Consider the following 22,818-nt stretch of genomic DNA (forward strand, 5'->3'; position numbering starts at 1 on the left):
TCCCTCTCGACAAGGTCCCGGTGGGCGCACGGAACCACAGCCCCGAAGGGCGGTGAAGTGGCTCGTGGTCCCGCGTCCTGGGACGGGCGGCGGCGTACGGACGCCGGCGCTGCCGTCCCGGCTGCCTGGGGCGTACCGACCGCGTGAGCAGTGGTGCGTCCCCGGGCCGTCCCGGGTAGCGCTTGCTGCGCTGACATCGAACGTACGGACCCCGATGTCCGGTATCAACCATTTCGGGAAAACCGCAGGTCAGCCCCCGTTACCCCCGGAAACCCAGCCCTCCACAGTGGTCTGAACCACTGCAAAATCGGCATTCCGGGCACGCCAAAGAGCCCCAACTGTGACTGAGACCACCCCAAGAGGAGCGGAAACGGTCAGCAGCGGGGCAGCAGCGCATCACCGAGCGTCACAATTCGGGCCGTCGGTGGCCCGCACCACACGCACGAGCCCGCCGCAGCGGCCGGTGGGCCGGTCACCGCGGCGGGCTCGCGTCGACTCGGGCCGCGGTCAGCCGTGCAGGTAGACGATGCCGAGCTTGGTCAGCCGCCACTGCTGGGCGGCCGCGCCGGTGTTGGCGGCCAGCTCGACCAGCGGGTTGTTCTGGCCGTCGCGGTCACCGCTGACGGTGGCGACCATGCCCGGGGCCTGGCTGTCGGCCAGGGTGTAGGTGCCGTTGCCCGCCGGGCTGAAGATCCAGTGCTGGTTGCCGCCGCCGTTGCAGCCCCACTGCTCCAGCCGGGTGCCGGCGCCGGTGGCCGCGCCGGTGGCATCCAGGCACATGTTCCGGTTGCCGCTGAAGTCCAGCTCGTAGGAGCCGCCCGACTTGGCCTCCAGCACGAAGGACTGGTTCAGGCTGCCGCCCGCCGGATAGGTGATGGCGGCCCGGCCGTTCGTGCTGTCGCCGTAGCTGCCGCCGCCGGCCAGGTCGAGCACCTGCCCGGTGGCCTGGTTGGTCAGCTGGTACCAGGCGCCGTCCTCCGGGGTGTCGGGGAAGGGCCGGCCGGGGGGCAGCGGCAGCACCGAGGTGCCGTCGGACTGGTTCAGGGTGCAGAAGCCCTCCGCCTGGCTCTGCTGGAAGAAGGCCCCCAGGCAGGCGCCCTCACCGCGGTAGCCGGCCACTCGCGGGTGGTAGGACTGGCGGATCTCGTTCTCGCAGAGGGACAGGATCCCGATCGGGTAGTCGCAGCCGTTGCGGGTGTTCTCCGACAGGTCGATCACGTCGCCGTTGGTGTACTCGTACGGCGAGCTGGTCCACTCCGCGCAGACCTCGTGCCCGTAGGTGACCCGCCGCTGGTCCAGGAACCGGACCCCGGGCACCCCTTCGGCGGCCTGCCGCAGCGCGTCGTCGAAGGTGGGCACCACCCAGTTGTGGCCCCAGGCCAGGTCCTCCGGGTAGGCCGGACAGCCCTGGGCGATCTTGGTGGCGTAGTCGTTGCTGCGGATGTCAGGGGTGATCGGGGTGAAGTAGGACTGGTAGACCAGCTGGTAGTCGCCGTCCGCGTAGCCGGCCGCCCGCATGGTGTTGCGGACGTCGGTGATCGCGGCGGTCACCTTGGGGATCACCTTGGCGGCCCGCTGGGTGATCGCGGCACTGCCGATGGTGTCCCGGCAGCCCGTGCCCTTGGGGATCGGGAAGTACTGCCCGAGGCAGCTCTCCATGATCCCGCTGAAGTCGAAGTCGTCGTTGGCGCCGATCGTGACGACCACCATCTTGACGTTGTACTGGCCTGCGACCTGGGCGAGTTGGGCGTCCTGCTTCGGCTCGCCGAAGTCGCCGCTGCCGCCGCCGGTGATCTTGGCCAGGCTCGGGTCGCTGACCAGGTCACCGGTCTGCGCGCCGGAGCAGGCCAGGTCGATCGGGGTCAGCCCGGTCAGCCCGGTGTCGAAGATCTCCGACTGGGGGTGCCGGTGGCAGTAGTTCTTGGGGCCGTCGGTGCCGGCGAAGTAGCCGTCGCTGGTGTCGGTCCCGGCACCCTCGCCGGAGATCGCGCTGTCGCCCAGCGAGACGATCGCGGCGGGCAGGGCGGTCCGGGCGGCGGAGGCGGTGCTCGCCTGGGCCGCCGGGGCTCCGGCGGCCAGGCCGAGGGTGGCGATCAGTCCGGCGACGGCGAGCAGTGCGCCGGGGGGACCTGCGATGAGTCTCCTGATCACGCATGACTCCTAGCTGGGTGGGGGTGCGGAGCAGTGCTGTGAGCGGGTTCACATCGTAGGTACTGACAAGTATGTCAACAAGGCTGCGGGCCAATAAACTTGAGTGATACTCATGTCTCGCCCCGTCGGGCACTTTTGGGGCACGGGCCGCCGGCACGCAAAAGCCGCCGCCCGGCTCCCCAGGAGGAGAGGTGCCGGGCGGCGGCTCAGCTGCGGACAGTCGGCTCAGCCGTTGTTGACGCAGGTGTTGCCGAACGCCGGGTTCAGCAGGCCGATCACGTTGACACTGTCACCGCAGACGTTGACCGGAACGTGCACCGGAACCTGGACCAGGTTGCCGGACAGCACACCCGGCGAACCGACCGCGGCGCCCTCGGCACCAGCGCTGGCCAGGGCGGTACCGGCACCAGCGGCCACGATGCCGACCACAGCGGCGCCGACAGCGGCAGCCTTCTTGACGCTCATAAGAGTCTCCTTGTAGCTGAGCACGATGCGTGCATGATCAGGAACGAACCCCTTTCCCGGTGGTTGCGGCGCAGCCCCGAGAATCACCCGTTCGTACGAACGCCAGGCGCCGGACAGGCGATCGGGTGACTGTCGGACGCACCCGTTTCCGCAGCCGTGGCACCTCGTTGTACTCGCCGAAGCAGAAACCGCACGCCGACCCACGGCGACGGGATCCGACTCGGTGATGACGGGTCCGCCCGAGTGATATCGGCCCACCGGCCGGAACCTCGAGGCCGTCATTCCTGTTTCGTTCGGTGCCCCGGGTGGATAACCAGCCCGGAAGTCAACGGAGGAATACCACCATGCGCAAGTTCTCGAAGTCCCTCGTGCTCACCACCGCCGCTGCCGGCCTGCTGCTCGGCGGTGCGGGTGTGGCCGCCGCCAGCGCGGGTGCGGAGGGCGTCGCGGCCGGCTCCCCCGGCGTGCTGTCCGGCAACAACGTCCAGGTGCCGATCCACATCCCGGTCAACGTCTGCGGCGTCACCGTCGACGTGATCGGCGCGCTGAACCCGGCCTTCGGCAACACCTGCATCAACCACGGCTGAACCTGGTCCTCCGACCGGTCCGACCCTTCTTAGGAGAATCACCATGCAGAACGCGAAGAAGCTCGCGGTCCTGTCCACCGCTGCCTTCGGCCTGGTGCTCGGCGGCGCCGGCGCCGCCATGGCGAGCGCGGGCGCGGAGGGTGTCGCCGCCCACTCCCCCGGTGTGGCCTCCGGCAACGCCGTCCAGGTGCCGATCCACATCCCGGTGAACCTCTGCGGCGACACCGTCAACGTGATCGGCGTGCTGAACCCGGCCTTCGGCAACACCTGCATCAACACCGAGCACCAGCAGCACCACGACGACGACGACTGCTGAGCAGCCGAAGTCTCGTGAGCCGCTGCCCCCCGGACTTCCCTGGTCCGGGGGGCAGCGCCGCGTGAAGCACCGTCGAAAGGACCCGCTGTGACCTCCTCCCCCGCCACCGGCGCCCTGGCCGCGCTCGGTGCGGCGCTGCTGCTCGCCCCGGCCGGCACCGCCGTCGCCCAGGCCGCCCCGCTGGCCGCCCCGACCACCGCCCTGCAGCCCGCCCGGGTCGCCCCGGCGATGGGCGCGCTGGGCGACACCACCGGCTACGTGCTCGGGCCGGCCAAGGACCTGCGGCTGGACCCGTTCGCCCAGTCCGCCGCCGACCCGCTGAACAACGCGCTGTCGCTGAAGCCGGACAACGGCGTGCCGAAGGTGTCCACCACCGCGGCCACCGGTGCACTGAGCAACGGGGGCGGCGCCAAGGACCTGCCGGTGGCCGGCCTGCTGCTGCACGCGCTGCCGGGCTGAACCGGCGTCACCGGCTGAGCAGACGTCACGGCGAGCGGGGCCCGGTACGCCAGTACCGGGCCCCGCTCGCCGCACCCTCGGGCGGTCACCGCGCGCGGGTCACTCCGCGGTGGCCTCGTCCAGCGCCGCCGAGGCGGTGCCGAGCAGCTTCTGCGCCTGGTCGGTCAGCGGGGTCTGCTTGTCCGGACCGCCCAGCTTGGCGTCGGCCCCGGGCAGTGCCGAGACGGCGGCCGGAACCAGTCGCGGGTCCAGGTCACCGGTGGACAGCGCACCGTCCTGCAGCTTGCCGTCCGCACCCTCCACGAAGCTCAGCGGGTGGCCCACGCCGACCGCCGGGCCGACCGCCTTGAGCGGCGCCGCGGGCGAGTCCAGGCCCAGGCTGCCGGGGCGCACCCCGTCCGCCAGCGCCGGCAGCGGCACCGCGGTGTCCAGGCTGGGTCCGACCTTGCTGAAGTTCAGCGGCGGCACCACCTGGTCCGGCATCATCTCGTGCTTGCCCTGCTCGGAGGGGACCGGCGGCAGCACCGGGGAGGCCGGCAGCGCCCCGTTGATGTCCCCGCCCAGCGGCAGCATCGGCGCGTGCTGGGTGACCGTCTCCAGCGGCACCCGCAGCGGCACCGTCCGGGTCGCCAGTCCGTCTTCCAGCGCCGCCACCTGACCGGGCGTCATGGGGGAAGCAGGGGCGGCCTGCGCGGCCCCCTGGCCGGCGACCGCCGATGCCCCGACCGCCGCGAGCAGCAGGGCTCCGGTCCGCTTGGAGAACTTCATCTTCTTACCTGATCCGATCATAGGAGTCGTCTGAGTCAGCTGTACGGGCAGCTGAGAGCAGCCACCCCGACCGGATCAACGAGCCGGGAGCGAAGCGGAAGCTGTTCGCCGGGCCCGAATTAACCCGGGCGGCCCATTAGTCAGACCGACACGCCGCCCGATTGCCGCGACCTTCAATTTTTCCGGCCAGCCTGGCGTAACTTTCCCGGCCGCCGTTCTTTGATATCGGTGTCACCGCAGGGCGGCGGCCGGTTCGGGTGCCGTGCGTCGGCAGCCGGAGATCCTGCCGACCACGACGGCATTCCTGAATAGGCCCCGAATGCCCGGGTGACCGCAGACCAGGTCAATTCGTTGAGACGTTTTGCACCGAGACGCAGCAGACGCAGTAATCCAGAGAGGAATTCTCGTGATCAAGAAGACCCTGGCCACCGTCGGCCTCGCGGCCGCCGCCGTCGCCGCCGGCATCACCCCCGCCATGGCGATCGGCAACGCGGACGGTTCCGCCGCCTCCGCGCAGGGCAACGGTGGCACCAACAACACCGGGACCTGGGGCGACCACAGCCCCAACTTCCACTTCCTGGACAACCCGAACATCTGCCTGCCGGAGATCCACCACGTCCAGGTCGGCCTCGTGCCGGTCCAGGCGGACATCCCGGTCGGCAACCAGCAGCTGCACCAGGTCTGCAACGTCGGCCAGCCGACCCAGAGCAACGGTGACGGCGTCGCCTCGCACCTGATCGGCTGACCTTCCGTCAGTTTTCCCGCACTACCAGCAAGCCCGTACGAGAGAGAGCACTCCCATGCTGAAGAAGGTCTTCGCCACCGCCGGCCTGGCCACCGCCGCCCTCACCATGGCCGCCGCCCCGTCCTTCGCGATCGGTGACGCGGACGGCTCCGCCGCCTCGGTCTCCGGCGACGGCGGCACCAACCACACCGGCACCGTGGGCGACCACAGCCCGAACTTCCACACCCTGGACAACCCGAACATCTGCCTGCCCGAGGTGCACCACGTCCAGGTCGGCCTCGTGCCGGTCCAGGTCGACGTGCCGGTCCTCAACCAGCAGCAGCACCAGATCTGCAACGTGGGCCAGACCACCCAGGCCAACGGCGACGGCGCGCTGTCGCACCTGATCGGCTGACCTTCCCCGGTCGCTCGCAGTACCCCTGACCCTCCGGAGCAGTACCTGACCCGACGGAGCAGTACCCGAGCGGGGTCGGTGGAGCAGTGCTCCGCCGACCCCGCTCAGTCGTGACCCGCGCCGTGCCCTCCTTCGGGTGACGGCGCGTCAGCGCACCGTGTGCCGGGGCCGGTCGGCCCCTCCGGTGTGATCAGTTGGAAATAGGCGCCCCCTCCCCGGGCGCCGCGTCTGATCTGGAGAGAGGACCCACCTCATGCAGAAGATGCTCGGCAAGGCCGCCGCAGTCGCGGTCGGTGCACTGATGATCGCCGGTGTCGCAGCCCCGGCCTACGCCCACGTGTCCACCGGCGGCGAGGGCGGCGGCGTGGTCAGCGCCGACGAGCCGTTCGTGGCCGGCTGGGGCGAGGGCTTCGCCTGCACCGACCACGTGCACACCGACTGGATGAAGGCGTTCTGGGCCACCGACGAGGCGACCGGCGGCGAGGGCAGCCACCACGTCGACATCGACGGCTGGCACCACCACCACCACGGCTGAGCCGCGGACGACTGAGGGGGCGCCGGCTTCGGCCGGCGCCCCCTCGGCGCTGTGTCGCGCTAGAGCATCCGGACCGCGTCCATCGCCCAGTAGGTGAGGATCTGCTCGGCCCCGGCCCGGCGGATCGAGGTCAGCGTCTCCAGGATCATCCGGTCCCGGTCGATCCAGCCGTTGGCGGCGGCGGCCTCCACCATCGCGTACTCGCCGGACACCTGGTAGGCGGCCACCGGCACCGGGGAGGCGTCCGCCACCTGGCGCAGGATGTCCAGGTAGGCCATGGCCGGCTTGACCATCACCAGGTCAGCGCCCTCGGCCAGGTCCAGCTCCAGCTCGCGCAGCGACTCGCGGGCGTTGGCCGGGTCCTGCTGGTAGCTCTTGCGGTCGCCGCGCAACGAGGAGCCGACCGCCTCGCGGAACGGCCCGTAGAAGGCCGAGGCGTACTTGGCGGTGTAGGCCAGGATGCCCACCTGCTGGTGCCCGGCCTCGTCCAGGGCGCGGCGGACCACGCCGATCTGGCCGTCCATCATCCCGGACGGGCCGACCAGGTGGACCCCGGCGTCGGCCTGCACCCGGGCCATCTCGGCGTACCGCTCCAGGGTGGCGTCGTTGTCGACCGAGCCGTCGGCCGCGAGCACCCCGCAGTGGCCGTGGTCGGTGTACTCGTCCAGGCACAGGTCGGACATGACCACCAGCTGGTCGCCGACCTCGGCGACGGTGTCCCGGATCGCCTGCTGCAGGATGCCGTCCGGGTTGGTCCCCTCGCTGCCGGTGGCGTCCTGTACGGCCGGCACGCCGAACAGCATGACGCCGCCGAGACCCGCCTCGGCCGCCTCGACCACCGCCTTGCGCAGCGTCTCGCGGGTGTGCTGGACCACCCCCGGCATCGAGGAGATCGGCCGCGGTTCGCTGATCCCCTCGCGCACGAAGAGCGGCAGGATCAGCTCGGCCGGGTGCAGCCGGGTCTCGGCCACCAGTCGGCGCATGGCCGGACTGTTGCGCAGCCGACGGGGGCGGACAGCAGGGAACTCCACGATTCCTCCGAAGCGGGGATCAGCAGCGACGATCAGCGCGCCTTGCGACGGGAGCCGGGGCGACGCTCGCTGGGCCGGTAGACCGGTTCGCCGGCCGAGGTGGCCGCGTCCCGGCGCCCGGCGCCGAACTCGGCCAGCGCCTGGGCCAGCGCGGAGGCGGACGGCACGGGTGCCATCACGTCCACCCGCAGGCCGTGCTCCTCGGCGGTCTTGGCGGTGGCCGGACCGATGCAGGCGATGATGGTGACGTTGTGCGGCTTGCCGGCGATGCCGACCAGGTTGCGCACGGTCGAGGACGAGGTGAAGAGCACCGCGTCGAACCCGCCGCCCTTGATCGCCTCCCGGGTCTCGGCCGGCGGCGGCGAGGCGCGCACGGTCCGGTAGGCCGTCACGTCGTCCACCTCCCAGCCCAGTTCGACCAGGCCGGCCACCAGGGTCTCGGTGGCGATGTCGGCGCGCGGCAGCAGCACCCGGTCGATCGGGTCGAAGACCGGGTCGTACGGCGGCCAGTCGTCCAGCAGCCCGGCCGCGGACTGCTCGCCGGAGGGCACCAGGTCGGGCTTGACGCCGAAGTCGACCAGCGCCTGCGCGGTGGTCTCGCCGACCGCGGCGACCTTGATGCCGGCGAACGCGCGGGCGTCCAGGCCGTACTCCTCGAACTTCTCCCGGACCGCGCGGACCGCGTTGACCGAGGTGAAGGCGATCCACTCGTACCGGCCGGTGACCAGGCCCTTGATCGCCCGCTCCATCTGCTGCGGGGTGCGCGGCGGCTCCACGGCGATGGTCGGCACCTCCTGCGGCACCGCGCCGTAGGAGCGCAGCTGCTCGGAGAGCCCGTGCGCCTGCTCCTTGGTGCGCGGCACCAGGACGTTCCAGCCGAACAGCGGCTTGGTCTCGAACCAGGAGTGCGAGGAGCGGTGCTGGACCTGCTCACCGACCACGGCTATCACCGAGGTGGCCGGGTCGACCGGCGCCGAGACCGGCGAGGGCAGCACCCGGGCCGCCTTCAGGTCGGCGGCGATCCCGGCCAGCGTGGAGGTGAAGGTGCGCTGGCGGGTAGTGGTGCCCGACAGCGTGGCGCAGAGCGCGGCGTCCGGCTTGCGGCCGTGGGTGACCAACGCGCTCGCGGTGGCCGGCAGCCGGCCCAGGGTGGTGCGCACCACCAGGGTGGTCTCGGGGGCGCCGAGGTCGACCAGCGCGCCGGCCACCAGCGCGTCGCCGTCCACGAAGCGCACGTCCGCGCCCTGGCTGCCGCGCAGCGGCACGCCGGCGTAGGCGGGCACGCCGACCGACTGGGCCACGCCCGGGACCAGCTCGAAGGCCACCCCGGCCTTGGCGCAGAGCAGCATCTCCTCGGCGGCCCGGCCGTCCAGGCCCGGGTCGCCGTCGACGGTGCGGACCACGTGTCGGCCGGCCCGGACCGCGTCGGCGATCAGCTTGGCCACCGAACCGGCGTCGTCGCCGCCGATGTCCAGCACCTCGCCGTCACCGGTGGCGGCCGGGCTGTGCAGCTGCACCCCGTCCGGGCAGTGCGCCCGCACCGCGTTGGCGGTCAGCGGGTCGGCGATCAGCACGTCGGCGGTGGCCAGCACCTCGACGGCCCGCAGGGTGAGCAGTCCGGGGTCGCCCGGACCGGCCCCCAGGAAGGTGCACAGTCCGGAACGGTCGGCGGTAGCGGTGGGGCTCATCAGACTCGCTCCCCCATCAGACCGGCCGCGCCGCCGTCGAGCAGCCGGGCGGCCAGCGCGTGGCCCAGGGCCCGTGCGGTCTGCTCGGCCGTCCCGTCCAACGGGAGCGGACCAGTGGTGGACATCATCAGCAGGGTGGCGCCGTCGGTGGTGCCGATTACGCCCTCCAGCCGCAGTTCGTGCTCCTCGAGCCGGGCCAGCGCGGCCACCGGGGCCGAGCAGCCCGCCTCGAGGGCGGCCAGCAGCGCACGCTCGGCGGCGACCGCGGCCCGGGTGGGCAGGTGGTCGAGCGCGCCGAGGGCGGCGGCCAACTCGGGGGCGTCGGCCCGGCACTCGATGGCCAGGGCGCCCTGGCCGGGGGCCGGCAGCATCAGCTCCGGCGCCAAGTGCTGGCTGATCTCGGCCGACCGGCCGAGCCGGTTGAGGCCGGCGGTGGCCAGCACCACCGCGTCCAGCTCACCGGAGTGGGTGTAGCCGATCCGGGTGTCCACGTTGCCGCGGATCGGGACCGTCTCGATCTCCTGGCCGCGGCTGCGGGCCCAGGCGTTCAGCTGGGCCATCCGGCGCGGCGAGCCGGTGCCGATCCGCACCGGGCGCCCGGCGCACTTCTCCACCAGGGTCTCCAGGTCGAGCCCCTCGCGGGCCACCAGCGCGTCGCGCACGTCCTCGCGCTCGGGGATCGCCGCCAGCAGCAGGCCCTCGGGCGCCGCGGTCGGCAGGTCCTTGAGCGAGTGCACGGCGAAGTCGATCTCGCCCGCCAGCAGCGCGTCGCGCAGCGCGGAGACGAAGACCCCGGTGCCGCCGATCTGCGCCAGGTGCTCGCGCGAGGTGTCCCCGTAGGTGGTGATCTCCACCAGCTCGACCGGGCGGCCGGTGGCCCTGCTGACCTCGCGCGCCACCATGCCGGACTGCGCCATGGCCAGCGGGCTGCGCCGGGTGCCCAGGCGCAGCGGTATCGTTTCAGCGTCCAACTGGCCTTGCTGCATGCTCAGTTGCCCATTCATAAGGCTTTCGTCCCGGTCGTGCTGGTGGTCGAGAGGCTGGTTCATCGCGCCGCTCCGCCCGCGAGACTACCGCTGGCGGGCTGCTTCGTGGGCCCTGCTTGTTCGCCGAGGGCCACCGGCGTACCCGAGACCGCGCGCACCGCGCCCGGATCGAGGTCGAAGAGCTCGCGCAGCGCCTCCGCGTAGGAGGCCCCGCCGGGCTCGGCGGCCAGCTGCTTGACCCGCACCGTCGGCGCGTGCAGCAGCTTGTCGACCACCCGGCGCACGGTCTGCGCCATCTCGGCGCTGGTCCGCTCGTCCAGGTCGGGCAGCCTGGCCTGCAGCCGGGCCAGCTCGGCACCGACCACCTCGGAGGCCATCGCGCGCAGCGCCACCACCGTGGGGGCGATCCGCGCGGCGCGCTGGGCGGCACCGAAGGCGGCCACCTCGTCGGCCACGATGGAGCCGACCGCGTCGACGTCGCCGGCCCCGGGCAGCGCGGCGTCGGCCTGGGAGAGCGACTCCAGGTCGACCAGCAGCGCGCCGGGCAGCTCGTGCACCGCGTGGTCCACGTCCCGCGGCATCGCGAGGTCGAGGAAGGCCAGCGGGGTGGTGGCGGTGCGCTCGGCGAGCGCGGTGGCGACCTGGTCGGCCGCGATCACCACGCCGGCCGAGCCGGTGCAGGAGATGACCAGGTCCACCTCGGTCAGCACCCGGCCGACCTCGGCGAAGTCCGCGGTGCGGGCGCCCAGGGTGGCGGCCAGCCGTTCGGCCCGCTCCCTGGTCCGGTTGGCGATCACCAGGTCGGCCACGCCGGCCCGGGCCAGCGTGGCGGCGGCCAGCGAGCTCATCGAGCCGGCCCCCACCACCAGCGCCCGCTTGCCGGCGATCTCGCCGGCCCCGGCGGCCACCAGCTCCAAGCCGAAGCTGACCAGCGACTGGCCGGCCTTGTCGATGCCGGTCTCGCTGTGCGCCCGCTTGCCGACCCGCAGCGCCTGCTGGAAGAGCTCGTTCAGGCCGCGGCCCGCGGTGTGCTCCTCCTGCGCCCGGGCCAGCGAGTCGCGCAGCTGACCGAGGATCTGGCCCTCGCCGACCACCATCGAGTCCAGTCCGCAGGCCACCGAGAAGAGGTGGTGCACGGCCCGGTCCTCGTAGTGCACGTAGAGGTGCCCGGTGAGCTCCTCCAGGTCCACCCCGCTGTGCTCGGCGAGCAGTTGGGACAGCTCGGCGACCCCGGCGTGGAACTTGTCCACGTCGGCGTAGAGCTCGATCCGGTTGCAGGTGTTGAGCAGCGCGGCCTCGGAGACGGTGGCCGAGGCGGCCGCGTCGTGCAGCAGCCGCACCGGGACGTCCCCGGTCAGCGCGGCGCGCTCCAGGACGGTGACGGGTGCGGTGCGGTGCGAGAGACCCACGACCAGCAGACTCACGCGCCCACCTCGCAGAGTTCGGCGGCCGGCGAGCCGGACGCGCCCTCCCGGACGATTCTCCCCAAGCCTTCGGCCGGGGTGACCCCCATGCTTCGCTCGCTCATGCCGGCAGCACCGCCTGCCGGTCGTTCTCGCCCAGCTCCTTGGCGTCCTTGGCCGCGCCGGCGGCGCGCCGCAGCTTGGCGGCGGCGGCCCGCACGGGGCCGGGCGCGCGCTCGCGCGCCGGCTCCTCGGCCGGGCGGCCCTCCTCCGGCTCCTCGCCGGACTTGCGCTGCTCGTGGAAGGCCAGGATCTGCAGCTCTATCGACAGGTCGACCTTGCGCACGTCCACCCCGTCCGGCACGGTCAGCACCGTCGGGGCGAAGTTCAGGATGCTGGTCACCCCGGCCTCGACCAGCCGGTCGCAGACCTGCTGGGCGGCGCCCGGCGGCGTGGTGATCACACCGATGGAGACCTGCTGGCTGTCCACGATGGACTCCAGCTCGTCCATGTGGCGCACCGGCAGGCCGGCCGCGGTGCTGCCGACCACCGAGGGGTCGGCGTCCAGCAGGGCCGCGACCCGGAAGCCGCGGGAGGCGAAGCCGCCGTAGTTGGCCAGCGCGTGGCCCAGGTTCCCGATCCCCACGATCACCACGGGCCAGTCCTGGGTGAGACCGAGCTCACGCGAGATCTGGTACACGAGGTACTCGACGTCGTAGCCCACGCCGCGGGTGCCGTACGAGCCGAGGTAGGAGAAGTCCTTGCGCAGCTTCGCCGAGTTCACCCCGGCGGCCGCGGCCAGCTCCTCGGAGGAGACGGTGGGCACCGAGCGCTCGGAGAGCGCGGTCAGTGCGCGCAGGTACAGCGGCAGCCGGGCGACGGTCGCCTCGGGGATGCCGCGAGCACGCGTCTGACGTCCCACAGGGGTGCGGCGCATGGAGCCTCCGTCGGCAGGGCTGGGGGGCGTGGATTTGGGGGTGGAACGGCCGATTGCCACGGTGCTCCTGTGGGTGAAGCTGGGCTTTGGCTGCCAGGCTATGCGTTTGTGAACGTGTGCACAAAGATGGTGTCCGTTTTGTCCGGCCACAGTGATGCGCATCACGCTCGAACGCGCGCGCACTCCTGCGGGTCGGAGCGGGGCCGGGCCAGCTCGGCCCAGTGCTGATCGGCCGCCAGCCGCAGCGCCGCACCCCGGGTGGACGGGTGGCCCTTGGCGGCGCTGGATGGTTCGCCCCAGCAGTACCGCAACAGGGCGGCGCTGGCCTGCGCGTCGCCGAGCGCGGTGTGCGCCGCGAAGCCGCCGAGGCCGGCCGCGGCCATGCAGGCGGCCAGCCCGAAACCGGTCGCCCCCGGCAGGTGGCGGCGGGCCAGTCGCATCGTGCAGACCTGTGGCACCGGCGACAGCGGCGTTCCGATCCGCGCGAACTCGCGCTCCAGGAAGGCCCGGTCACAGCTGACATGGTGACCCACCAGCACCCGGCCGGCCAGCAGTTCGCGCAGAAGCGGGGCCAGTGCGCGGAACCTAGGGGCTCCCACCACGTCCGCCTGCGCGATCCGGTGCACCTGGGTGGGCCCGACCGGGCCGCCCGGATCGAGCAGGCTGCTGAACTCCCGCTGCACGCCCAGCGCCCCGTCCAGCAGCACCACGCCGACCTCGACCACCCGGTGCCGCCAGGGGCTGCGACCGGTGGCCTCCACATCGACCACGGCGAATCCGCCAGGGGGCATCGCGGACCTCCAACGACCTGACCCCCGACGGCACGGAACGGGTTAGATCGTAGGCGGAGGCTGTGGCCCGGTCCAGAGGCCGAAAGACCCCTGTCAGGCGGTGAGCGCCTTGCGCAGGCGCTGCTCGTCCACCCGCCAGAAGTCGTGCTGGCGCCCGTCGACCAGGGTCACCGGGATCTGCTCCCAGTAGGCCCGGTACAGCGCCTCGTCCTGGGTGATGTCCTTCTCCTCGAAGGCGGCGCCCAGTTCGCCGGTGACCTTGAGGATCACCTCCCGGGCCTGGTCGCACAGGTGGCACCCCGGCTTGCCGACCAGGGTGACGGTGCGGGAGGCGGGATCGGGTGTGGCGCCGCGGCGCAGCAGTGGACTCACCGCACCATTGTGCGCCGCCACCGCATGCCCACTGCTCAGCCCGGCTGACTATGCTCGGTGCCATGGCCGCGCTGCGAAGGCTCACCCAGGCAAGGCGTTCCCCCTCCGAGCGGACCGCCCTCGCGGGCGAGGCCGCCGCCGACGCGGCGGAGCAGGCCCTGCGCGCGGCCGGGCCGCTGAAGCCCGCGGCCGAGGAGGAGGCCGCCGCCGGCCCCGTGGACCACCCGCAGGCCGCCGCCTTCTTCGACTGCGACAACACGATCCTGCAGGGCGCCGCGGTCTTCTACCTGGGTGTCGGGCTGTACCGGCGCAAGTTCTTCAACCGCCGCGACGTGGCCCGGTTCGCCTGGCAACAGGCCTGGTTCCGGCTGGCCGGCGCCGAGGACCCGGCGCACATCGCGGACGCCCAGAACACCGCGCTCTCGCTGGTGGCCGGCAAGCGGACCGCCGACCTGGCGGCGATCTGCGAGGAGATCTTCGAGGACATCGTGGCCGCCAAGGTCTGGCCGGGCACCCGCGCCCTGGTGCAGATGCACCTGGACGCCGGGCAGCGGGTCTGGCTGGTCACCGCCGCGCCGGTGGAGGTGGCCCGGATCATCGCCCGCCAACTCGGCATGACCGGGGCGCTGGGCACGGTGGCCGAGGAGGTGGACGGCGCCTACACCGGCCGGCTGGTCGGCCAGATGCTGCACGGCCCGGCCAAGGCCGCCGCGGTGCGCGCACTGGCCCGCCGCGAGCAGTTGGACCTGGACCACTGCGCCGCCTACAGCGACTCGGCCAACGACATCCCGATGCTCTCGCTGGTCGGCCACCCGTTCGTGGTCAACCCTGACGGCCGTCTGCGCAGGCACGCCCGGGCGCACGGCTGGCGGGTCCAGGACTTCCGCACCGGGCGCAAGGCGGCCCGGATCGGGGTGCCCGCCGCGGTCGCCGTGGGCGCGCTGGCCGGTGCCGCGCTGGCCGGCATGGCGCTGCGCCGCCGCCGGCGCTGACGGCCGCCCGGCCGCGGCCGGCTGACCAGGCGTCAAACCGGTGGCCCCGTAACGGCCTTCGACTGACCGGTTCTGATCGTTCGGACGCTCCGGAAACTCGGCGATTGGCAACGACGGTTGCCGGGAAAAGGCCCGCCCGACCTCCCAATCGGTCACACTGCGCACGATCACGGTCACGGATGGCACTCAGTACGGCGGGTTGTTCGGTCAGTTTCGGGTCATATACCACGCGAAGTGGATCCCAATCGACCACTTCGGCCACACGGTGTAGCTGTCATTGCACAAAGCGTTATTCTCTCCTGGATGCACGCCCACCCCAGGCGTCCCCTTGGCGGGTGACGGGGAGCGTGCTCTCCGCGCAGGCGGAGGTGATCCGTCCACAGTTCTGCCTCTGGGAGTCCCGTGTACCCACCCGTCCGGAACGACGCGCCTGCTCCCTCCCGCCCGTCGCCGCCCACCGCCAAGAGCCACCAGGTGAGTCGCCCGGTGGCCGAGCTCGTGATCCCCGCCGCGCGCAACCTGCGGCTGCTGCGCGAACTGCTGCGCACCCAACTCGCGCAGCAGATCGCCCCGGTGCGGCTGGTGCCGGCCGGGGTGGGCGGCATGCCCGGCGGCCCGGTCCTGCGCTCCACCACCACCGGCCCCGGCACCCGCAGCCGGGCCGGCGGCACCGCGGGCAGCTCGCGCACCCGCTCCCGCTCCGTGCCGCACCAGGGCGGCGAGGCCGAGCAGAACCCGATCATGGAGCTGGTCGAGCGGGCCCAGGCCGGCGAGAGCGAGGCCTTCGGCCGGCTCTACGACCACTACTGCGACACGGTCTACCGGTACATCTACTACCGGGTCGGCAGCCGGGCCACCGCCGAGGACCTGACCAGTGAGACCTTCCTGCGCGCGCTGCGCCGGATCGGCACCTTCACCTGGCAGGGCCGCGACTTCGGCGCCTGGCTGGTCACCATCGCCCGCAACCTGGTCGCCGACCACTTCAAGTCCAGCCGGTTCCGGCTGGAGGTGACCACCGGGGAGATGCTCGACTCCAACGAGTGCGAGCGCAGCCCCGAGGACTCGGTGCTGGAGTCGCTCTCCAACGCGGCCCTGCTGGACGCGGTGCGCCGGCTCAACCCGCAGCAGCAGGAGTGCGTCACCCTGCGCTTCCTGCAGGGGCTTTCGGTGGCCGAGACGGCCCGGATCATGGGCAAGAACGAGGGCGCGATCAAGACCCTCCAGTACCGCGCGGTGCGCACCCTGGCCCGGCTGCTGCCCCCGGACGCGCGATGACTCGAGCCCAATGAACACAGCTGGTGGGGACAGCTCCCGGCCGAGGGCTGGGGAAAAGTCACCCCGAGGACCGTTCCCACACGTCCGGGTGAGAATGCGGTCACATGATCACTCGTGCGTAACCGACCACCGGCACCACTCGTTGCCCAGCGTGCAAACCCCCTCGGGCGCCGCGGTCAAGCAAAGCCGCGTTCAGTCACCCGAAGGAGTGGATTTGGCCCGCCGTGGCAACCGTCCGGCAGGCCGGGGAGTCGACAACGACGAAGGGAGGTGTGGCCCGTGACGGCTAACGTGCTGGAGCACCGGCGGGCGAAGGCCTTCGCCGAGGCGCTGGAGGCCCACCGGACAGGACAGCAACCCACTGCGGTCGGCAGTGCACCGCTTGGGCAACTCCTCGACACCGCCGATGCCCTGGGCGCGCTGGGCGTGCCCGGCCTGGGGGCGGAGAAGCGCGCCGAGCAGCGGGCGCTGCTGCTGGCGGCGTTCGAGCAGACGGTGGCCGGGGGCGGCCTGGCGGCCCCCGTGCCGCGCCGGCACCGCGCCGAGCGGGTGGGCCACCGGCGCCGCTGGGGCCGCCGGTTCGCCATCACGGGGCTGGTCGCCGGGGTCACCGTGGGCAGCTTCGCCGGGGTGGCCTCGGCCAGTTCGGGCGCGCTGCCGGGCGATTCGCTGTACGGCATGAAGCGCGGCCTGGAGGGCCTGCGGCTCGACCTGGCCGACTCCGACGCCGAGCGCGGCTCGCTGCTGCTCGACCAGGCCTCCACCCGGCTGGCGGAGGCCCGTTCGCTGATCGGCCAGGCGAACGGCCGGGGCCTGAGCCCGCAGACCGTCAGCCGGCTGGGCAACGCCCTGCGGGACATGCACGCCGAGGCCGCCAAGGGCCGCGACCTGCTCCGCTCGGTCTACCGGGCGAACGGCTCGCTGGCCCCGATGCGCAAGCTGGCCGCCTTCACCGAGGCGCAGGACGGCCACTGGAGCAACCTGCAGCCCCAGTTGCCCTCCCAGCTGACCCCCGAGGCCGGCCAGGTCGACGAGCTGTTCGGCGACTTCAGCGCCGAGGTGGCCCCGCTCCACCTGGACCAGGGCCACCCGGGCCCGGCCGGCGCCAAGCCGGCCTCCCCCGCGCCCGGCAGTGCGGGGGCGAGCGGCAGCCCGAGCAGCGGCGGCTCCGGCCGGTCGGCGGCCTCCCAGGGGGCGGACGGGCACGGCGGCGACCGGGCGGGCGACGGCGCTCCGAGCCAGGGCTCCTCCGGCGGCACCGGTCCGGTCGGCGGCAACCCGGTCGGCGGCCTGGTCAACGGCCTCACCGGCAGCCTGACCGGCCAGAACGGCGGGGCCGGGGCGCCCAGCGGCGCTCCGCAGAGCCCCGCGGCCACCCCGGACGGCTCGTCCAGCGCGGCGCCCAGCAGCCCGGCCCCGCAGCAGGGGCTGAACCTGCCGCCGCTGATCCCGGGTCTGCTGCCCGGGCTCGACCTGGGCGGCAGCTGACACACCGTCGGTGGGGGCTCCGCGACCGGAGCCCCCACCGCGGGTCAGAAGAAGACCGAGCGGCGCTCCACCAGCAGCCGGTAGAGCGTGTGCTGGATGGTCTCGCGGACCTCGTCGGTCAGGTTGAAGACCAGCATCGGGTCCTCGGCCGCCTCCGCCGGGTGCTGGTCGGTCGGGATCGGCGCGCCGAACTGAATGGTCCACTTGGTCGGCAGCGGGATCGCGCCGAGCGGGCCCAGCCACGGGAAGGTAGGGGTGAGCGGCAGGTACGGCACCCCGAGCAGCCGGGCCAGCGTCTTCGCGTTGCCCAGCATCGGGTAGGTCTCCTCGGCCCCGACGATCGAGCAGGGCACGATCGGCACCCGGGCCCGCAGCGCCGAGGCGACGAAGCCGCCGCGGCCGAACCGCTGCAGCTTGTAGCGGTCGGCGAACGGCTTGCCGATCCCCTTGAACCCCTCCGGCCAGACCCCGACCACCTCGCCGCGCTCCAGCAGCGCCTGGGCGTCCTCGTTGCAGGCCAGCGTGTGCCCGGCCTTGCGGGCCAGCTCCCCCAGCACCGGCAGCACGAAGACCAGGTCGGCGGCGAGCATCCGCAGGTGGCGGTGGCCCGGGGTGTGGTCGTGGATCGCCCACTGGGTCATCAGCGCGTCCAGCGGCAGCACCCCGGAGTGGTTGGCCACCACCAGCACCCCGCCCTCGGTGGGGATGTTCTCGATCCCGCGCACCTCGATCCGGAAGTACTTCTCCGCCAGCGGGCGCAGCAGGGTGAGCAGCACCTCCTCGGTCAGCTCCTGGTCGAAGCCGAACTCGTCCACCTGGTAGTCGCCGGTGATCCGGCGGCGCAGGAAGGCCAGGCCGTTGGCGGCCCGGTCCTCCCAGTCCTTGCCCAGCACCGCCTCGGCCATCGGGCCGGCCCGGCCGGCCAGCAGGGTGGCCACCGACCGGGCCAGCCGGTCGGCCAGCGGGATCGACGGTGCTTCCGGGCCGCTCCAGCTGGGCGCGGACTCGATCGGGATCACCTTGGCCTGGCCGGCGGTCATCAGGACTCCTCGGGTGGGCGCTTGAGCAGGTCGGCCAGCCGGTCGGTGACCGCGGCCAGTCTCCCGGGCGGCAGCAGGCCGGGGCCGCTGCCGGCCGCGAAGTCGGCGAACGCCTCGGTGGTGGAGTAGCGCGGCCGGTAGCCGAACACCTCGCGCAGGGCGGTGGTGTCCACCACCCGGCCGTGGGTGAGCAGGCCGATCTGCTCGGCCGAGAAGTCCGACACCCTGGTCTGCTTGGCCAGCGCGGCCGCCCAGCCGAGCGCCGGGCCGAGCATCGGCAGGGTGGGCCGGCCCAGCCGCCGGGCGCACTGGGAGAGCAGCAGCACGCCCTCGCCGGCCACGTTGAAGGTGCCGGTGTTGACGGTGTCGGGCGCGGGTTCCAGCGCGGCCCGGCGCAGCACCTCGACCGCGTCCTCGACGTGCAGGAACTGCAGCCGCGGGTCGTAGCCGAGCACGGTGGGCAGCAGCGGCAGCGCGAAGTACTCGGCGAGCGGGGTGTCGGCGCCCGGGCCGACCAGGTTGGCGAACCGCAGCACCGAGATCGCCACGTCCGGGCGGCGCCGGGCGAAGCCGCGCACGTAGCCCTCCACCTCGGCGGCGTCCTTGGCGAAGCCGCCGCTGGGCAGCGTCTTGGCCTGGGTGCGCTCGGTGAAGACGGCGGGGTCGCGCGAGGTGGCGCCGTACACGCCGGTGGTGGACTTCACCACCAGGCGGCGCAGCTGGGCCGACTGCTGGCAGGCGCCGAGCAGCTGCATGCTGCCGATGACGTTGATCTCCTTGACGGAGGCCCGGCCGACCGCGCCCGGATTGGTGGCGCTGACGTTGAGGTGCACCACGGTGTCCACGCCGTACTCGGCCAGCACCCCGGCGATCGCCGGGCGGCGCAGGTCCACCGGCGCGAAGACGTAGTCGGCCACCGGGTCGCCGGGCTGCGGCGGCGGCAGTTGCGGGGCCGGCCGCAGGTCGACGCCGACCACCAGCTCCACCCCCGGCTGGCGGCGGATCCGCTCGGCGAACTGGGCGCCGAGCTGCCGGGCCACGCCGGTGACCAGCACCACCTTGCCCACCTGTGTCGCCACCCTCCGGCCGCCGTGCGCTCGAACTGCCTGCACCGTATCGCGGCACCCGCCCGCTGCGGCGAAGCAGCGCGTGACGGGCCGGTAAATGAGCAATGCCCGTTCCGGCCGTGACGGCCGGAACGGGCACTGCCGTTTCACCTGGAGCGCGGCTCCGCAGGTGTTACTTCTTGTTGCGACGCTGCACGCGGGTCCGCTTCAGAAGCTTGCGGTGCTTCTTCTTGGCCATACGCTTGCGACGCTTCTTGATGACAGAGCCCACGGAAAACCCTCGCTCACTGAGACTGCCGCCCGTGAGAGACGGAGTCCATACGACTGACGGAGGGCCTAGCCTACCGTCCGAGCGGCCCCACCTGTAATCGGGGCCGACCGAGCGGCGTGCTCAGGCGCTCTGCCGCCCGACGTAGGAGTCCTTGAGGTAGTCGTGGACCGCCTGTTCGGGCACCCGGAAGGACCGGCCGACCCGGATGGCGGGCAGCTCTCCGCTGTGCACCAACCGGTAGACCGTCATCTTGGACACCCTCATGACCGAGGCGACTTCCGCCACGGTCAGAAAGTTGACCTCTTGCAGGGGGCGTTCGCCGGAACTCATGACCTCACCCGACCCTAAAATCCGTGTGCAAGGCACCGGCTTCCCCTCCGGTGACTCGACCGACACACGCGTATCCCCAGAGTAGTTGCGGGTGGTACCAGTGGGAAGAGGGAGATGGCCACTGCTTGTACGGTCGGATCTGCGCCGCTTGCAGGAGCCGCGGCATCGGCGTTCTGTAGCAGGTTCGCTGCGCTCCGTCGCCGTGCTACGACGTTACGGCAGCAGCCCGTGCTGGGGGAAGACCGCGCGCCGGGCCGCCAGGATCGCCTGGTCGAGCCGGTCGGCGGGGTCGTAGCCGGTCTCGGCGAAGTCGCGGTAGCGCGCGTCGGCCCCGTCGGTCATCCGCAAGGGCGCGGGTCTGCGGGCTTGACGGAACACCTCGGCACGCCACTGCTCGGGCGTCGGGGCCTGCGGGTCCACCGGCTGTCCGGCGGCGATCGCCACCAGGTGGGTCCAGGTCCGCGGCACCACGTCCACCACCGCGTACCCGCCGCCGCCCAGCGCCACCCAGCGGCCCTCGCAGAGCTCGTGGGCGAGGCGGTGCAGGTCGGCGGCGACCGCGCGCTGGGCGTCCACGGTGACCGCGAGGTGGGCCAGCGGGTCCTCCACGTGGGTGTCGGCGCCGTGCTGACTGACGATCACCTGCGGCCGGAAGCCGGCCAGCAGCTCGGGGACCAGCGCGTGGTAGGCGCGCAGCCAGCCGGCGTCGCCGGTGCCGGCCGGCAGCGGCAGGTTGGCGGCCGAGCCCGGGGCCGCCTCGCCGCCGGTCTCGGTGGTCCACCCGGTCTGCGGGAAGAGCGTGCTGGGGTGCTCGTGCAGCGAGACGGTGAGCACCCGGGGGTCGTCCCAGAAGGCCTGCTGCACGCCGTCGCCGTGGTGCACGTCCACGTCCACGTAGGCGACCCGCTCGGCGCCCAGCTCCAGCAGCCGGGCCACCGCGAGCGCCGCGTCGTTGTACACGCAGAAGCCGGAGGCCTGGCCGGGCATCGCGTGGTGCAGGCCGCCGGCGAAGTTGACGGCGTGCCGGGCGCTGCCGCGCCACACCGCCTCGGCGGCGGCCACCGACTGACCGGCGATCAGCGCGGAGGCCCGGTGGATGGCCGGGAAGGCCGGGTTGTCCTCGGTCCCCAGGCCGTGCCGCAGGTCGACGGTCCCGGGGTCGGCGGCGGCCCGGCGAACCGCCTCGACGTACTCCGGGCGGTGCACCAGGGCCAGCGTGGACTCGCCGGCCGGCGGGGCGGCGGCCACCGTGACGCCCGGGGCGCGGTCCAGGCCGAAGGCCTCGACCAGTCGCATGGTCAGCGCCAGCCGGGTCGGGTCCATCGGGTGCTGCGGACCGAAGTCGTAGGCGGTGACCCCCTCGTCCCAGAAGAGACGGAGCTCGCAGGCCTGGTCAGCGTCGGGTCGGGGCATGGTCCAACGCTAGCGGCTGCTGCGCGGCCAGAGCGAAGTGCCCGGCCAGCGGCACCACCGCGAGGACCAGCAGCATCGGGGCGCACAGTGCCCAGCGGAACGAGGAGGCGCCGGCGATCGCGCCGACCAGCGGCGAGCCGACCAGGAAGCCGACGTAGTTGAAGAGGTTGAGCCGGGCCACCGCGGCGTCCGAGTCCCTCGGGAAGAGCCGCCCGCCGGCCGCGAAGACCTGCGGGATCACGGCGCAGATGCCCAGACCCAGCACGGTGAAGCCGGCGATCCCGGCCCAGGCGGCCGGGGCCAGCGCGGCGATGCCGAACCCCAGGGCGGCCACCAGGGCGCCGGTGCGCACCACCGCCACCGCGCCGAAGCGCTGCACGCCGTGGTCGCCGAAGGTGCGGCCGAGCAACAGCGCCACCATGTAGCCGGCGTAGGCCAGCGCGGCCACCCGGTCGGTGCTGTGCAGGGTCTCGGTCAGGTACTTGGCGCTCCAGTTGGAGACGGTGGAGTCGGCGATGTAGGCGAAGGCCATCGCGGCGCACAGCGGCAGCAGCGGCTTCCACGGGATCGACCGGGCGGCGGCGGCCGCGGCCTCGCGCACCGAGTCGCCCAGCTCGGCCGGCCCGGCGAAGAACCGGCCGGCCACCAGCGCGGCCGGGATCAGCACCGCCACGCTCGCGCCGAACAGGGTGAGCAGGCTCAGGTGGGCGCCGGCGCTGGCCAGCAGCGCGCCGAGGATGCCGCCCAGGCTGAACGCGGCGTGGAAGCCGAGCATGATCGAGCGGCCGTAGCGGTGCTGCAGGCCGACCCCGAGCATGTTCATCGAGGCGTCCAGCGCGCCGACCAGCAGCCCGAAGGCGGCCAGCGCCAGGCCCAGCGCCCAGAGCTGGTGGCCCAGGCCCACCCCGACCAGGGTCAGGCAGACCAGCGGCTGGACGATCCGCAGCACCGCGCGCGGGGTGGTCCGCCTGACCAGCTGCTCGGACCCGATCGAGCCGGCCCCGGCCAGGATCGGCACCGCGGCCAGGAAGATCGTCAGGGTGCCGTCGGACAGGCCGTACTGCCGCTGGATGCCCGGGATCCGGGTGACCAGCAGGGCGAAGGTGGTGCCCTGCAGCAGGAAGCTGACCAGCAGGGCGGTACGGGCCTGCCGCAGCCGTGCCGGGACAGCCGTGACGTCGGTGGTCATCCGGGACCTCGCTCACCACCGGCGCAGCACCTACTGCCCGGTACGGAAGATGTTGGCGGCAGCGTAGGTGGTGGGCAGCCGTTTGGGGAGGGGTCGGCCGCCACCGAGTTGGACAGTTGACCTGA

25 protein-coding genes are annotated in these 22,818 nt (G+C 72.8%); 9 read left to right on the forward strand and 16 right to left on the reverse strand.

The features are described 5' to 3' along the window. Positions 1 to 507: 507 nt before the first annotated feature. Both C7C46_RS05250 and C7C46_RS05255 read right to left on the reverse strand, forming a co-directional pair. Positions 508 to 2,151 carry an RICIN domain-containing protein gene (locus C7C46_RS05250; RefSeq protein ID WP_245984193.1) on the reverse strand — a complete coding sequence of 548 codons (1,644 nt, stop codon included), beginning with the start codon at positions 2,149 to 2,151 and terminating at the stop codon, positions 508 to 510. A gap of 225 nt (positions 2,152 to 2,376) precedes the next feature. Then, a complete protein-coding gene (locus C7C46_RS05255) occupies positions 2,377 to 2,616 on the reverse strand; it encodes a chaplin (protein ID WP_110666201.1) in 240 nt (79 codons plus the stop codon). A gap of 344 nt (positions 2,617 to 2,960) precedes the next feature. Here C7C46_RS05255 and C7C46_RS05260 point away from each other — a divergent pair, with 344 nt between their 5' ends. The 3 genes from C7C46_RS05260 (at position 2,961) to C7C46_RS05270 (ending at position 3,978) form a co-directional block, all read left to right on the forward strand. Beyond that, positions 2,961 to 3,203 (forward strand): chaplin, encoded by a 243-nt coding sequence (locus C7C46_RS05260; protein WP_110666203.1) that lies wholly within the window; start codon positions 2,961 to 2,963, stop codon positions 3,201 to 3,203. A gap of 43 nt (positions 3,204 to 3,246) precedes the next feature. Beyond that, on the forward strand, positions 3,247 to 3,519 hold the full coding sequence (locus C7C46_RS05265) for a chaplin (RefSeq protein ID WP_110666205.1): 273 nt from the start codon (positions 3,247 to 3,249) through the stop codon (positions 3,517 to 3,519). Between the two features lie 87 nt (positions 3,520 to 3,606). Next, positions 3,607 to 3,978, forward strand: a complete 372-nt coding sequence (locus tag C7C46_RS05270; RefSeq protein ID WP_110666207.1) for a hypothetical protein — start codon at positions 3,607 to 3,609, stop codon at positions 3,976 to 3,978. Positions 3,979 to 4,077: 99 nt separating this feature from the next. Here C7C46_RS05270 and C7C46_RS05275 read toward each other — a convergent pair whose 3' ends face one another. After that, the gene (locus C7C46_RS05275; protein ID WP_110666209.1) at positions 4,078 to 4,746 is read right to left on the reverse strand and encodes a hypothetical protein; all 669 of its coding nucleotides are present in this window, start codon (positions 4,744 to 4,746) and stop codon (positions 4,078 to 4,080) included. A gap of 406 nt (positions 4,747 to 5,152) precedes the next feature. Here C7C46_RS05275 and C7C46_RS05280 point away from each other — a divergent pair, with 406 nt between their 5' ends. The 3 genes from C7C46_RS05280 to C7C46_RS05290 all read left to right on the forward strand — a co-directional run bounded on the left by C7C46_RS05280 (position 5,153) and on the right by C7C46_RS05290 (position 6,420). Further along, on the forward strand, positions 5,153 to 5,491 hold the full coding sequence (locus C7C46_RS05280) for a rodlet layer protein (protein ID WP_110666211.1): 339 nt from the start codon (positions 5,153 to 5,155) through the stop codon (positions 5,489 to 5,491). A 55-nt stretch (positions 5,492 to 5,546) separates the two neighbouring features. Continuing rightward, positions 5,547 to 5,885, forward strand: coding sequence for a rodlet layer protein (locus C7C46_RS05285; RefSeq protein ID WP_110666213.1), 339 nt, complete (start codon positions 5,547 to 5,549; stop codon positions 5,883 to 5,885). A 253-nt stretch (positions 5,886 to 6,138) separates the two neighbouring features. After that, positions 6,139 to 6,420 (forward strand): hypothetical protein, encoded by a 282-nt coding sequence (locus C7C46_RS05290; protein ID WP_110666214.1) that lies wholly within the window; start codon positions 6,139 to 6,141, stop codon positions 6,418 to 6,420. Between the two features lie 59 nt (positions 6,421 to 6,479). On the opposite strand, the gene hemB is transcribed toward C7C46_RS05290, so the two are convergent. The 7 genes from hemB to C7C46_RS05325 all read right to left on the reverse strand — a co-directional run bounded on the left by hemB (position 6,480) and on the right by C7C46_RS05325 (position 13,628). Further along, the gene (gene hemB / locus C7C46_RS05295) at positions 6,480 to 7,451 is read right to left on the reverse strand and encodes a porphobilinogen synthase (RefSeq protein WP_281278520.1); all 972 of its coding nucleotides are present in this window, start codon (positions 7,449 to 7,451) and stop codon (positions 6,480 to 6,482) included. 32 nt (positions 7,452 to 7,483) lie between these two features. Then, positions 7,484 to 9,139, reverse strand: a complete 1,656-nt coding sequence (locus C7C46_RS05300) for a bifunctional uroporphyrinogen-III C-methyltransferase/uroporphyrinogen-III synthase (RefSeq protein ID WP_110666217.1) — start codon at positions 9,137 to 9,139, stop codon at positions 7,484 to 7,486. Continuing rightward, on the reverse strand, positions 9,139 to 10,110 hold the full coding sequence (gene hemC / locus C7C46_RS05305; protein ID WP_281278521.1) for a hydroxymethylbilane synthase: 972 nt from the start codon (positions 10,108 to 10,110) through the stop codon (positions 9,139 to 9,141). Before hemC ends, C7C46_RS05300 begins: the two co-directional genes overlap by 1 nt. Positions 10,111 to 10,184: 74 nt before the next feature. Further along, positions 10,185 to 11,549, reverse strand: coding sequence for a glutamyl-tRNA reductase (locus C7C46_RS05310; protein ID WP_110666220.1), 1,365 nt, complete (start codon positions 11,547 to 11,549; stop codon positions 10,185 to 10,187). 100 nt (positions 11,550 to 11,649) lie between these two features. After that, a complete protein-coding gene (locus tag C7C46_RS05315; protein ID WP_110666222.1) occupies positions 11,650 to 12,465 on the reverse strand; it encodes a redox-sensing transcriptional repressor Rex in 816 nt (271 codons plus the stop codon). Between the two features lie 161 nt (positions 12,466 to 12,626). Beyond that, positions 12,627 to 13,256 carry a 3'-5' exonuclease gene (locus C7C46_RS05320; RefSeq protein WP_110666224.1) on the reverse strand — a complete coding sequence of 210 codons (630 nt, stop codon included), beginning with the start codon at positions 13,254 to 13,256 and terminating at the stop codon, positions 12,627 to 12,629. A 93-nt stretch (positions 13,257 to 13,349) separates the two neighbouring features. Continuing rightward, positions 13,350 to 13,628 (reverse strand): glutaredoxin family protein, encoded by a 279-nt coding sequence (locus C7C46_RS05325; RefSeq protein WP_110666226.1) that lies wholly within the window; start codon positions 13,626 to 13,628, stop codon positions 13,350 to 13,352. A gap of 62 nt (positions 13,629 to 13,690) precedes the next feature. On the opposite strand from C7C46_RS05325, the gene C7C46_RS05330 reads away from it, so the two are divergent. The 3 genes from C7C46_RS05330 (at position 13,691) to C7C46_RS05340 (ending at position 17,383) form a co-directional block, all read left to right on the forward strand. Continuing rightward, entirely contained in the window at positions 13,691 to 14,620 is a 930-nt protein-coding gene (locus C7C46_RS05330; protein ID WP_110666228.1) for an HAD family hydrolase, read from the forward strand. A gap of 486 nt (positions 14,621 to 15,106) precedes the next feature. Continuing rightward, positions 15,107 to 15,895, forward strand: coding sequence for an ECF subfamily RNA polymerase sigma factor, BldN family (locus tag C7C46_RS05335; protein ID WP_245984195.1), 789 nt, complete (start codon positions 15,107 to 15,109; stop codon positions 15,893 to 15,895). A gap of 279 nt (positions 15,896 to 16,174) precedes the next feature. Continuing rightward, complete coding sequence (locus tag C7C46_RS05340; protein WP_146258994.1) at positions 16,175 to 17,383, forward strand: DUF5667 domain-containing protein; 1,209 nt, start codon at positions 16,175 to 16,177, stop codon at positions 17,381 to 17,383. Between the two features lie 44 nt (positions 17,384 to 17,427). On the opposite strand, the gene C7C46_RS05345 is transcribed toward C7C46_RS05340, so the two are convergent. From C7C46_RS05345 to C7C46_RS05370, 6 genes are all read right to left on the reverse strand, one after another. Continuing rightward, positions 17,428 to 18,423 carry a lysophospholipid acyltransferase family protein gene (locus C7C46_RS05345; RefSeq protein ID WP_181442204.1) on the reverse strand — a complete coding sequence of 332 codons (996 nt, stop codon included), beginning with the start codon at positions 18,421 to 18,423 and terminating at the stop codon, positions 17,428 to 17,430. Next, positions 18,423 to 19,490, reverse strand: a complete 1,068-nt coding sequence (locus C7C46_RS05350; RefSeq protein WP_110666232.1) for an NAD-dependent epimerase/dehydratase family protein — start codon at positions 19,488 to 19,490, stop codon at positions 18,423 to 18,425. Before C7C46_RS05350 ends, C7C46_RS05345 begins: the two co-directional genes overlap by 1 nt. 172 nt (positions 19,491 to 19,662) lie before the next feature. Further along, on the reverse strand, positions 19,663 to 19,761 hold the full coding sequence (locus C7C46_RS05355) for a 30S ribosomal protein bS22 (protein WP_003948845.1): 99 nt from the start codon (positions 19,759 to 19,761) through the stop codon (positions 19,663 to 19,665). Between the two features lie 120 nt (positions 19,762 to 19,881). Then, positions 19,882 to 20,091: a helix-turn-helix domain-containing protein gene (locus C7C46_RS05360; RefSeq protein WP_035847941.1), complete on the reverse strand. Its 210-nt coding sequence runs from the start codon at positions 20,089 to 20,091 to the stop codon at positions 19,882 to 19,884. A gap of 213 nt (positions 20,092 to 20,304) precedes the next feature. Then, entirely contained in the window at positions 20,305 to 21,504 is a 1,200-nt protein-coding gene (locus tag C7C46_RS05365; RefSeq protein ID WP_110666234.1) for an acetoin utilization protein AcuC, read from the reverse strand. Continuing rightward, a complete protein-coding gene (locus C7C46_RS05370) occupies positions 21,485 to 22,693 on the reverse strand; it encodes an MFS transporter (protein ID WP_110666236.1) in 1,209 nt (402 codons plus the stop codon). Before C7C46_RS05370 ends, C7C46_RS05365 begins: the two co-directional genes overlap by 20 nt. Positions 22,694 to 22,818: the final 125 nt, after the last annotated feature.

Source organism: Streptomyces tateyamensis, assembly GCF_003205575.1.
Classification (GTDB): Bacteria; Actinomycetota; Actinomycetes; order Streptomycetales; family Streptomycetaceae; genus Kitasatospora; species Kitasatospora tateyamensis.

Coding starts and splice junctions, on each gene's coding strand:
- C7C46_RS05260 (WP_110666203.1), top strand. CDS start 2,961: ATGCGCAAGTTCTCGAAGTCCCTCGTGCTCACCACCGCCGCTGCCGGC.
- C7C46_RS05315 (WP_110666222.1), bottom strand. CDS start 12,465: ATGCGCCGCACCCCTGTGGGACGTCAGACGCGTGCTCGCGGCATCCCC.
- C7C46_RS05370 (WP_110666236.1), bottom strand. CDS start 22,693: ATGACCACCGACGTCACGGCTGTCCCGGCACGGCTGCGGCAGGCCCGT.
- C7C46_RS05300 (WP_110666217.1), bottom strand. CDS start 9,139: ATGAGCCCCACCGCTACCGCCGACCGTTCCGGACTGTGCACCTTCCTG.
- C7C46_RS05290 (WP_110666214.1), top strand. CDS start 6,139: ATGCAGAAGATGCTCGGCAAGGCCGCCGCAGTCGCGGTCGGTGCACTG.
- C7C46_RS05345 (WP_181442204.1), bottom strand. CDS start 18,423: ATGACCGCCGGCCAGGCCAAGGTGATCCCGATCGAGTCCGCGCCCAGC.
- C7C46_RS05285 (WP_110666213.1), top strand. CDS start 5,547: ATGCTGAAGAAGGTCTTCGCCACCGCCGGCCTGGCCACCGCCGCCCTC.
- C7C46_RS05320 (WP_110666224.1), bottom strand. CDS start 13,256: ATGCCCCCTGGCGGATTCGCCGTGGTCGATGTGGAGGCCACCGGTCGC.
- C7C46_RS05365 (WP_110666234.1), bottom strand. CDS start 21,504: ATGCCCCGACCCGACGCTGACCAGGCCTGCGAGCTCCGTCTCTTCTGG.
- C7C46_RS05255 (WP_110666201.1), bottom strand. CDS start 2,616: ATGAGCGTCAAGAAGGCTGCCGCTGTCGGCGCCGCTGTGGTCGGCATC.
- C7C46_RS05330 (WP_110666228.1), top strand. CDS start 13,691: ATGGCCGCGCTGCGAAGGCTCACCCAGGCAAGGCGTTCCCCCTCCGAG.
- C7C46_RS05275 (WP_110666209.1), bottom strand. CDS start 4,746: ATGAAGTTCTCCAAGCGGACCGGAGCCCTGCTGCTCGCGGCGGTCGGG.
- C7C46_RS05265 (WP_110666205.1), top strand. CDS start 3,247: ATGCAGAACGCGAAGAAGCTCGCGGTCCTGTCCACCGCTGCCTTCGGC.
- C7C46_RS05360 (WP_035847941.1), bottom strand. CDS start 20,091: ATGAGTTCCGGCGAACGCCCCCTGCAAGAGGTCAACTTTCTGACCGTG.